We start from the raw sequence: 10,248 nt of genomic DNA, 5'->3' as shown, positions 1-10,248 counted from the left end.
TGCTGCAGCTGGACCGGGAGGTTACGCTGGTACCGGGAAGATCTTATGCGGTGGCTGTTCAGATTACCAATCCAGCGGCAGCGACGGCGGATGCGGTGCAAAACATTGTCACCTTTAGTGTGCAGGGGCTTACCGCGAAAATCACCACCGATACCGTAACTCTCACTAAACCCTTAACTACAGTTCCCCAGCAATGGGACCTGTACAGCTTCGGCGAAACCAACAAGGTTATCAAACCTTTCCGGGTGCTCAGTATCAGCCGGGATCAGGATCTGCGGCGGAAGATTACCTGTCTGGAATATATCGAAGAGATCTATAACGAGGCGGGAGACATACCGGAGATCCCATACAGTCAGTTGGAGACGACACCTGAAGTCAACAGTGTGAGCGTAGCGGAGGAAACCTTCCGGCAAAAGGACGGGACCATGATGTCGATACTGCATGCCGGCTGGAATGTAAGCCGTAATGCGGCAGTCAAATCATTTAACATATACGTTAGTGAGGATGACGGACAGACTTGGCGTCTGTGGGGCAATACTACCGATACCAAGCTTTCGGTGAGCGGCGTTAAGACTCAGGAGACTTACCGGGTAAAAGTCTGTACCGTGAATCAGCTCGGAATTGCTTCGCCCGGCATTGTTTCCGCCGGGCTTTATATTGCCGGTAAAGATGTGCCTCCGGCAAACATACCTCATATTTATCTGACCATTGATTCGGCTGACTGCACCAAGATTACCCTCACCTGGGACTCTGTTACCGACGTTGATTTGCGCGGCTATCAAGTCCGCGAAGGAAAAGCTATTCTCACACCGACACCGATCGCTGACACGCGATATGTCTATACAGCCACAGCTAGCAGACAGCACAACTTCGCAGTGTATGCGGTGGATAACTCAAACAATCTATCCCAAGTGCCGGCGACCATCACCCAAATGATCACCGTGCACCCGGCAGAGGTAACCAGCTTTTCCTGTACGCCTCAAGACACCGACCGCAGCAAGCTCATTATGACCTGGGCGCCCAATCCGGAGACGAATATCGCCCACTATGAAATCAGAACCGGAAATGACGGATGGGATACAGCGGCCATTGTCGCCACACAGCTAAAGGCTACCACTTACACGTTCCAGTTATCGTCGGAAGGCTACCAGACCTTTATGATTAAAGCTGTGAATACGGCTGGATATGTAAGTCGTACCGCATGCAGCCAGACAAAGCAGATTTTTTTACGCCCCAATAGCCCCACCGATTTCAAAGCCGAGCAAGAAGCAAAGGACAGGTCCGTCGTGAAGCTCTCGTTTGCCGCTTCCTCCGGCAACGACATCGCCGGGTATGAAATCCGCCTCGGCGCTCAATGGAATACCGGGACCTTTGTCGCCTTTGTCACAGACACGACTTATCTGTATCAGGCGACGGCAAGCGCACGGCACCGGTTTATGCTGAAAGCCAAAACCGTGGCCGGGTTTTATTCCAATGTGGCCAACCTGAATCCCAACGGATACATTGATGTTTTTGTCAATGCCTATGATATCCAAGGCTTCACTGCCATCCAATTTACGAATGACCGGACCAGAATCCGCCTGATGTGGGATGATCCCCGGTCGGTGGACATAGCCTATTACGAGATCAGGCAGGGACCGGCCTGGGATGAGGGGGTGATACTCGGTCAAAGAGTGGTCGGTACTTTTTTTGATACAACGGTGATGCTGGAAGAGGAAACCCGATTTTGGATCAAGGCAGTGACGATAGAGGGAAACTACAGTCAGAACGCCGCCGGTACCCCGCCCGCCGTCTTTAGTCTCAATCCTGCCCCTGTCAGCAATATTCAAGTTACGCAAGACCCGAACGACAGGTCGGTGCTGGTGATTACTTTTGACTCAACCCCGGAAAGCGACATTGTCGGTTATGAAGTCCGACATGGCTACACGTGGGATACGGCCATTGTTGTCGGCAGTACATTGGAAAAACGGATCGAATACAGACCTGCCGCCGGCGGCGATATAAAAATCATGATTAAAGCCAAAAGCGCCGCCGGTTATTATTCCGACGAGGTCTATAACCTTGTCCCTTATTACGCCAGGTTGGAGCCCCAGAACGTTGCCGGATTTATCGCCGTGCAAAACGGCGAATACGTCGATCTGTATTGGGACAGACCGGCGGAAAATGATATCGTCGGCTACGAGATCCGCGAAGGCGGCAGCTTTCATTATGGCGCCATCGTTGTTTCCGGTCTGACGGAGACCCACTACCGGGCGCGCCTTGAACTGGAACGGTTATACACCTATCACATTAAGGCGATCAACCGGTCCAACCGCTACAGTCTGTCAGCGGCAACCGCCCAAATGAACGCGGCAAATTTGCCGCCGCGCAACGTGGCCTTCTCTCGGGATGAACTGTTTTTCCAGGAGGGAACCCATGCCCATACCCTATTCGGACCAAGCTCCATCAACTGGCAAACGGCAGGTGGACGATGGAGCGATTATCCGACCTCCCGGTGGGTGGATTTCGGCAGCCATATTGTACTCAAGCTGGACAGACAGGAAAACGGCGCATATTATCCCAGCGGCGAATATGTCAGCGATGCGTTGGATGTGGGCAAACTCACGCCGGTTGAACTGGCCATCCGGTTTGTTACCACAGCGACCGCTGCGGATCAGACGATAGCAGTTCTGCAATTCAGGACCAGCCCAAACGGGCTGGAGTGGTCAACTTGGGCTGAATTTACGCCGGCCCAGTATTATCTGCGTTACCTGCAGCTGAGAGTGATTCTTTCCACGGAGACCCCGGACAAGTCACCGGAGGTGAACATCTTTAGCACCATGGTTGACGCACCGGATATAGAAAGAGCCGGCATTCAGCAAGTCAATATTGGCGGGACAGATATTGAGTATGGCTACACCTATCTGAACGAGCCGGTACTAACCCCTACCGTAATCGGCGCCGGATTGCGCTATGAGATAACCGGCAAAACGGCTTCAGGTTTTCGGGCGCAGATCTTTGACATAGCAACCGGTAATGATGTCGGCGGTCAAATGGATTGGCGAGCCAAAGGATTTTAGAGAAGTTTTTATTGATAAAAAGAGGTGATTGAAATGGCATATGATAGCACAAAGCCTGTCAATACAGGTTATCTGGCGGATGCTCCCGCGGAATTGCGGGAAAATTTCAGGGCATTAAAAGAAGATGCAATTGTCAATGCCGGCACAGTGGCGGGACTGACTCCCGGGAATCAGAACGGTAACATTCCTGTCAATAACGGTACATTAAATGTAAACTTAAATGCCGAACGCTTAAACGGCAAATCAGCCGGTGAATTTGCTCCTGCCGGCTGGGTGCCGCCGGTTGCCACCACATCCAGTAACGGCAGCATGTCCAATACAGATAAGCAAAAGTTGGACGGCATTACAGCCGGGGCTGAACCGAACCAGAACGCTTTTTCGACAATACTGGTGGGAGAAACGACCATCCAGGCGGATTCTGAGACCGATGTGCTGGAAATTATGGCTGGAGAAGGAATCGGGATTGCTCCCGATTCTGCCAACGATCGGGTGACTATCGGCATCGCCAAAAGCGGTGTTACGGAGAATCAAATTGCAGCTGATGCTGTAACCGATGCCAAAATCGGCAGCCGGACGATCGCCGACATTGCGGCAGCGGACTCAGAACCGGGAACCTTAACGGCAAAATTAAGTCAATTGGGTTATATGATAAAAAGTATCACCGGAAAGTCGAATTGGTACGCACTGCCGACAATGACGCTGGAGGCCGCCAGCAATCTATTTGGCATGTCCGGCCATGCCCATACGGGTGAGGAGGGTCAGGGACCCAGAATAGACTATACCAATATTACCGGGACCCCGGCAAGTTTACCGGCCAATGGCGGCAACGCTGATACTGTGGATGGCAAACATGCAAACGATTTTATACAATTTAGACCTGATATTCATGGAATCAATCTAGAGGGTATTGGGATTGCTGCTGGCGATCAACCGCGTATCAGACTGACCATACCATCGGTCAATGGGATAGAGATGAGGATGAATAATGCCGGAGAGGCTGTTTTTTCACAACCTGCCAATCCTGGCCAGCTGTCACCAATCCGGGCTCTATCATTTATCGGCAACGCGGATACAGCTACCCGACTGGCCACACCTCGCAAAATTGCAGGTGTAGATTTTGACGGCAGTGCTGACATTGAAATACCCGTTGTGGCTGCACCTATTTATAGTCAGGCAAGAACGCTGTCTTCTTTAGCGTTTACTGCCACACAAAACGGGATCGTTTCGGTCGAGGCAGATTGCAATTCCAGCAGGAGTATCATTTGCGCGGTCAATGGCGTACAAATCCTCAGAATAGGTTCAAGAGACGGTACAAGGATTTGGTGCAGGCAATGGTTTTTAGTGTCCGCCGGCGATATAGTATCCTGTCCTGCCAATTCAGCAAATTCATGGTCAGCAATGTTCATTCCGTTTAGCTAAAAAGAAGGAGGCTTATTATGCTTAAATTAGCCAAAATTGCAGATGAAACAACCAAAGAAGTTGTTGTAGCCATTAGCGATACTCCGGATGAAGCATATTTTTTAGAACAGGGATATACCTGGCAAGATGTTGAAGAAGGATTCGACTTGCATTGGTATCTTACAGGGCAGGCTCACCAATCAACTCTTGACAAATTAAAAATTCAATCCTGGGAGCGTATCAAAGAGAAGCGTGATATGCTAGAGCAATCCGGGGTGCCCTATATGGGTAAAGTTTTAGACTCTAATTCCTTATCTGTGCAGCGCATAGCAGTTGCTGTACAGGCGGCGCAAGCAGCTATTACGGCAGAGCAGGATTTCTCCCTGGACTGGACCTGTGCCGATAATACAGTTTTAACTATGACGGCTCAAGAAGCAATCGGCATATCAGTAACTCTGGCTCAACATGCGAACACATTACATCAGATAGCGAGAAACTTACGGCTGCAGATTGATGCGGCTGAGACCGCGGAAGAATTGGGGAAAATCACCTGGCCGGAATAAGAGCTATTTTTATGGCGGTATTTACGGTGCCATGGTAAATATCTGATTTCAAAAATTCAGGGGAGGCTTCGGCCTCCCCGTTTTTTTGTTCTTATAGGGTTCTTGCTCACTGCTTCTAGCGTCGAAACTCTTTTCCTACCCAAATCCTTTTAGCTTTTACCTCGCCGACGTCCTGGATTGTCAACCTTTTACCGGGACCCGGGCAGTCGAACTCACCGTGGGCGTGCTACGGCAAAATAGACTGTCCCCGGAAAAATATCGGTATAGTAATAAACTGATTTTTTCTTGTTAGCGCTATGACATTGTGATATATTGAGGATATCCTAGTGATTTCTGACAGGCCAAATCTTGGATGGTATCTTAAAGAGCCATACCGCTAACAGATACGGGTTGCCAGAAGGGAAAATACAATTTATATCCGCTTAGATCTGCAACGGACTGAGACGGAAGGTACAAAGGGTGAACTATGCCTTTCGGACAATTTCCGAAAGGCTTTTTATTTGGGAAGATCCCCTGCCTTTCGGAAATGCGACTGTATGCTTATATGTTGCAGACAGATTAAGGAAGGGGGAAATATGAAAAAGCCAACCTTTGTCATTGTTGGCGCCGGCAAGGTAGGAACAGCCTTGGCCCATGCCTTGACCGGCGCCGGGTATCCGCTAATCGGCATTAGCAGCCGCAGTCTGAAATCGGCGGAAAATCTGGCAAAAATTTTTTCAGTGGACTATGCAGACAGAGCTGCAGATTTAGCCGCGAAAGCCGATATGGTGTTTATCACCACACCGGACAGAGCCATTGGCGAAGTCGTTAAAGAGCTTGCAGCCAGCGACGGCTTTCAGGAGCAGCAGGTGGTCTTTCATGTCTCCGGAGCAGCAGGAGCCAGCATTCTGGCGCCGGCTAAACAGTTTGGCGCAGCCATTGGGGCGATGCACCCGTTAAAAGCCTTTGCCGGCAAGGAAAAAACCGACTTTACCGGCGTTTATTTTGCCATTGACGGGGATACAAGGGCCAGGGAAATGGCAGAGCAGCTGATTGCCGGTTTAGCAGGGATAAGTTTTTACGTAGCGGAACAATACCGGCCGATGTATCACGCGGCAGCTTGCGCGGCTTCTAATTATCTGGTGGCCTTAATGCATTGGACGATTCAGCTCTGCCGAAATTTCGGTTTAAGCGAAGCGGAGGTGCTGCGTGCCTTCTTTCCTTTAGTGCATGGCACACTGGAAAATATTCAAAACTTAGGAACCGTACAGGCGCTCAGCGGGCCTATCAGCCGCGGAGACTGCAGGACGGTTGCGGCTCATCTGGCAGTTGTGGACAAGCAGCAGGAACAGGAGCTATACCGGGTTTTAGGTGTATACACTCTGAATATTGCCCGGCAAAAAGGCTTAAATGACAGGAAGGCGCAACAAATGGAAAATTTGTTAATCATAAAAGGAGGAGCAGAGTCATGAGTGCGGCTAAAATCACCACATCGGTAATCCGGCAAAGAAAAGAAACCGGCAAAAAGATTACCATGCTGACGGCCTATGACTTTTCGATGGCTAAGCTGTTAGACGACAGCGGTATTGATATGCTGCTGGTGGGAGATTCCTTAGGAAATGTGATTCTCGGGTATGACTCAACGCTTCCGGTCACGATGGAGGATATGATTCACCATACCCGGGCTGTGAGCCGCGGCGCCCAAAAGGCCATGGTGGTGGCGGATATGCCTTTTATGTCTTATCAGGTCTCGGTTGAGGACGCTTTGAGAAATGCCGGCCGGCTGATGAAAGAGGCCGGGGCCCAGGCGGTAAAGCTGGAAGGCGGCAGAGAAGTCCGGGCAGCAGTGGAAGCAATCGTACAGGCCGGCATTCCCGTAATCGGGCATTTAGGGCTGACGCCTCAAGCCGTTCATTCCCTGGGAGGCTTTAAAGTACAGGGTAAATCCCGGGAAGATGCAAAAAAGATACTGGAGGATGCCAAGATATTGGAAGAAAGCGGAGTGTTTGCCATTATCCTGGAATGTGTGCCGGCGCTTTTGGCAGAAAAGATAACACACTCCCTTGCCATTCCCATTATCGGCATTGGCGCCGGCGCCCAATGTGACGGACAGGTTCTGGTAACTCACGATTTATTAGGCATATATTCCGGTTTCAGTCCCAAATTTGTTAAAAAATTTGCCGATCTGCATAGTTCGGTGACCGAGGCCATACTCGGTTATAAAACACAGGTGGAAAATGGAACCTTCCCGGGACCGGAGCATAGTTTCCCCATAGACAGCGAGATTCTGGAAAGACTGTACTAAGGAGCGATATGATGCATATTATGGAATCCGTGCCGGCAATGAAACAGTACGTAAAAGACAACCGGAGACTAGGAAAGAAGATCGGCTTTGTACCCACCATGGGAGCCTTGCATGAAGGACATCTTACCTTAATGCGGCAAGGGAAAAAGGACTGTGATGTAGTGATTGCCAGTATTTTTGTCAATCCGGTCCAGTTTGGCCCGAACGAAGATTTTGACCGGTATCCCAGAGATCTGCAGGGAGACAGCGAAAAAGCCGCTCGTGCCGGAGTAGATGCTATATTTCATCCTTCCGCCCGTGAGATGTACCCCGAAGGTTATGCTACCTATGTGAATGTTGAGGGCATGACCGAAAAGCTCTGTGGCAGCTCGCGTCCGGGACATTTTCGCGGAGTGACGACGGTGGTGCTCAAGCTTTTAAATATTGTCCAGCCGGACAAGGCTTATTTTGGCCAAAAAGATGCCCAGCAAGCGCTGGTGCTGAAACGCATGGCTCAGGATCTGAACCTGAATGCCGCTATTGAGATAGTGCCTATTGTACGCGAAAATGATGGCCTGGCGCTGAGTTCCCGCAATATGTATCTCTCACCCCAGGAACGCCAAGCCGCCCTGATACTGTACCGCAGTCTTTGCCGGGCGGAAAAGTTGGTCGCAGGCGGCGAGTATGACAGTAAGGCGATAAGAGAAGCGGTTTTGGCAGTTTTAGAACAGGAACCCTTGGCTGAGCTCGATTATGCGGAAATATACCATTATCCCAGCCTGCAGGATATGGAACGACTGGAGGATAAGGCGCTCTTGGCGTTAGCAGTGCGCATCGGCAAAACACGGCTGATTGACAATATCATTTTGGAGGTCAGTCAATGTTGATTACATCTCTCAAGGCCAAAATTCATGCCGCCACTGTGACTGAAGCCAACCTAAACTACATGGGCAGCATCACCATCGATCAGGCGCTGTTGGCCGCTTCCGGCATACTGCCCAATGAGAAAGTGCAAGTCGTCAACAATAATAACGGGGCGCGGCTGGAAACCTATGTCATTGCCGGCGAAAGGGATTCCGGGGTGATCTGCTTAAATGGCGCTGCCGCCCGTTTAGTACAAAAGGGCGATAAAGTCATTATTATCGGACGGTTCTTTTGATGAATTCTCAATAATAGAGGTGATAACCATATTCCGAAAAGTCTGACATCTAAAAGAAAAACGGGGAGAGGTTGATCGGCCAATTAAAAATATAATAGGAATCAATCAAAGTGTGATTTACGAGCATAACAACAGAACCGTCCGCAACCACTGAAAAAGTCCACCAGAAGCGCGTCATTCCATGGTATAATATGGGATATCGAAGTGAATGAGCTAGGCGGTGGTTCTGATGTTAAAACAACACCCCAAGCAATTAAGTTTGTATTCCATGTTGTACGACAAAATCCCCAAAAAGCATATTTTAAAAGTCATTAACAACGCTGTCGATCTGAGCTTTATCAACAAGCAGCTTGCCAACTCCTACAGCAAAGAACTAGGCCGACCCGCCAAAGAACCGGAAATGATGGCCCGGCTTCTCATCTTGCAATATTTGTATAACCTCTCCGATGTCCGCGTCATCGAGGAAACCGGACTCAATTTAGCCTACATGGGTTTGTAGGCATCAACCCTGAAGAAGAACTGCCCGATTCCAGCTTACTTGCTAAATTCCGGACACAAAGGCTGAAGGATACCAGCGTGGATGACATGATTCAAGAAGTCGTTCGCCAATGTGTGAAAAAGGGAATCATTCAAGGAACAGGCATCAGTATCGACGCTACCCATACATCTGCCAACACCATCAAAAAAGTGCCGGAACGGGTTATGAAACATTTAGCGGCTAAAATCTGGCGGAACGTAAAAGAAGAAACAGGTCAAATACCAGCCCAGGTCCATTCCGACGTTCCAGACTATAAGGCAATCTCCGATCATCAAGAAGCCAAAGCGACCATGAAGGACTATTGGGAAACCATGATGGAGCAGGTCGAAAACTCCATAGACGTATCCAGGGCACCGCAAACGGAAAAGACTCTAGCAGAAGCGAAAGAGATTCTCAAAGATGAAAAATTCATTTTACAAAAGGGCGTACGTTCCCTGGTGGATAAAGACGCACGGGTAGGGTATAAGTCTAAAACCGATAGTTTTTTTGGGTATAAAATTGAATATATGATGATCCCGCAAGAGCGGATCATCACAGCACTACAGACCTTTGATGGAGCTTATGTAGATGGCAGCCATTTTGATTCGTTGTACCATCGTAGTAAAGCATGCGGTCTGACCATAAAAGAAGCTTATGGTGATAAAGCCTATTTTCGTAAACCCATACTGGATATTCTAAAAAAGGATCATGTAGAAGCGATTATACCTATAAGCCCTGCTGTCTACAAGATTGATGAAAGCCGATTCAACTATAACAAGGACAGTGACCAATGGTTTTGTGAAATGGGGAATTCGACTGTAAAAAAAGTGTATCAAAAGACAAAAAAGACAAATGACATCTATCGATACACTTTTGATAAAACCGTATGTCAACACTGTAAAAAACGAGTCGAGTGCACCGGCAAAAAGGTAGGCGCAAGAGTGTATAAAGTTGGGGTACATGCCGCCGAATACTATGAATATAGCCAGTTAGCCAAAACAGATACATTTAAAGAAAAATACAAGAAACGCGCCAGTCATGAATGGAAGAATGGTGAAATAAAGCGATTTCACGGCTTAGACCGTGCCCGAGGGTATGGTCTAAAAAGTGTGAGTTTACAAGCCAAACTGACGGCTCTGGCGGTCAATTTAAAAAGGATAGCAGCATTGGTCACCCCAATATTGCTGTCTTTTTATTGGTTTTACCGTAAAAAGCATGATATGGGAATTTATCGACTCTCACTTATTGGCCTGACATCTTAAAAACATGGATTTTTCAGTGGTTTCGAA

General features: G+C 48.9%; 6 protein-coding genes and 2 pseudogenes. All 8 read left to right on the top strand.

Going from position 1 to position 10,248, the window contains the following annotated elements; all coding sequences use genetic code 11:
• Window positions 1-3,059: phage tail protein (locus tag ALO_RS22330; protein WP_461781517.1), on the top strand; the 3,059-nt coding region annotated here is incomplete at its 5' end.
• A 33-nt stretch (window positions 3,060-3,092) separates the two neighbouring features.
• The gene (locus ALO_RS20690) at window positions 3,093-4,478 is read left to right on the top strand and encodes a hypothetical protein (protein ID WP_004093253.1); all 1,386 of its coding nucleotides are present in this window, start codon (window positions 3,093-3,095) and stop codon (window positions 4,476-4,478) included.
• A gap of 17 nt (window positions 4,479-4,495) precedes the next feature.
• Window positions 4,496-5,020, top strand: a complete 525-nt coding sequence (locus tag ALO_RS20685; RefSeq protein WP_004093251.1) for a DUF4376 domain-containing protein — start codon at window positions 4,496-4,498, stop codon at window positions 5,018-5,020.
• 575 nt (window positions 5,021-5,595) lie between these two features.
• The gene (locus tag ALO_RS04410; protein WP_004093249.1) at window positions 5,596-6,471 is read left to right on the top strand and encodes a Rossmann-like and DUF2520 domain-containing protein; all 876 of its coding nucleotides are present in this window, start codon (window positions 5,596-5,598) and stop codon (window positions 6,469-6,471) included.
• Window positions 6,468-7,304 (top strand): 3-methyl-2-oxobutanoate hydroxymethyltransferase, encoded by an 837-nt coding sequence (gene panB / locus ALO_RS04405; protein WP_004093247.1) that lies wholly within the window; start codon window positions 6,468-6,470, stop codon window positions 7,302-7,304. Before ALO_RS04410 ends, panB begins: the two co-directional genes overlap by 4 nt.
• A gap of 11 nt (window positions 7,305-7,315) precedes the next feature.
• Window positions 7,316-8,170 (top strand): pantoate--beta-alanine ligase, encoded by an 855-nt coding sequence (panC, locus tag ALO_RS04400; RefSeq protein ID WP_004093245.1) that lies wholly within the window; start codon window positions 7,316-7,318, stop codon window positions 8,168-8,170.
• Window positions 8,164-8,427, top strand: a pseudogene (gene panD, locus ALO_RS04395) (aspartate 1-decarboxylase); the annotation flags it as partial. The gene panC and the pseudogene panD, both read left to right, overlap by 7 nt.
• Window positions 8,428-8,671: 244 nt before the next feature.
• Window positions 8,672-10,221: pseudogene (locus tag ALO_RS04390) on the top strand (IS1182 family transposase).
• Window positions 10,222-10,248 lie beyond the last annotated feature (27 nt).

Origin of the sequence: Acetonema longum DSM 6540, from assembly GCF_000219125.1 — a bacterium.
Lineage (GTDB): Bacteria > Bacillota > Negativicutes > Sporomusales > Acetonemataceae > Acetonema > Acetonema longum.
This window is presented reverse-complemented; position numbering and strand designations above follow the sequence as displayed.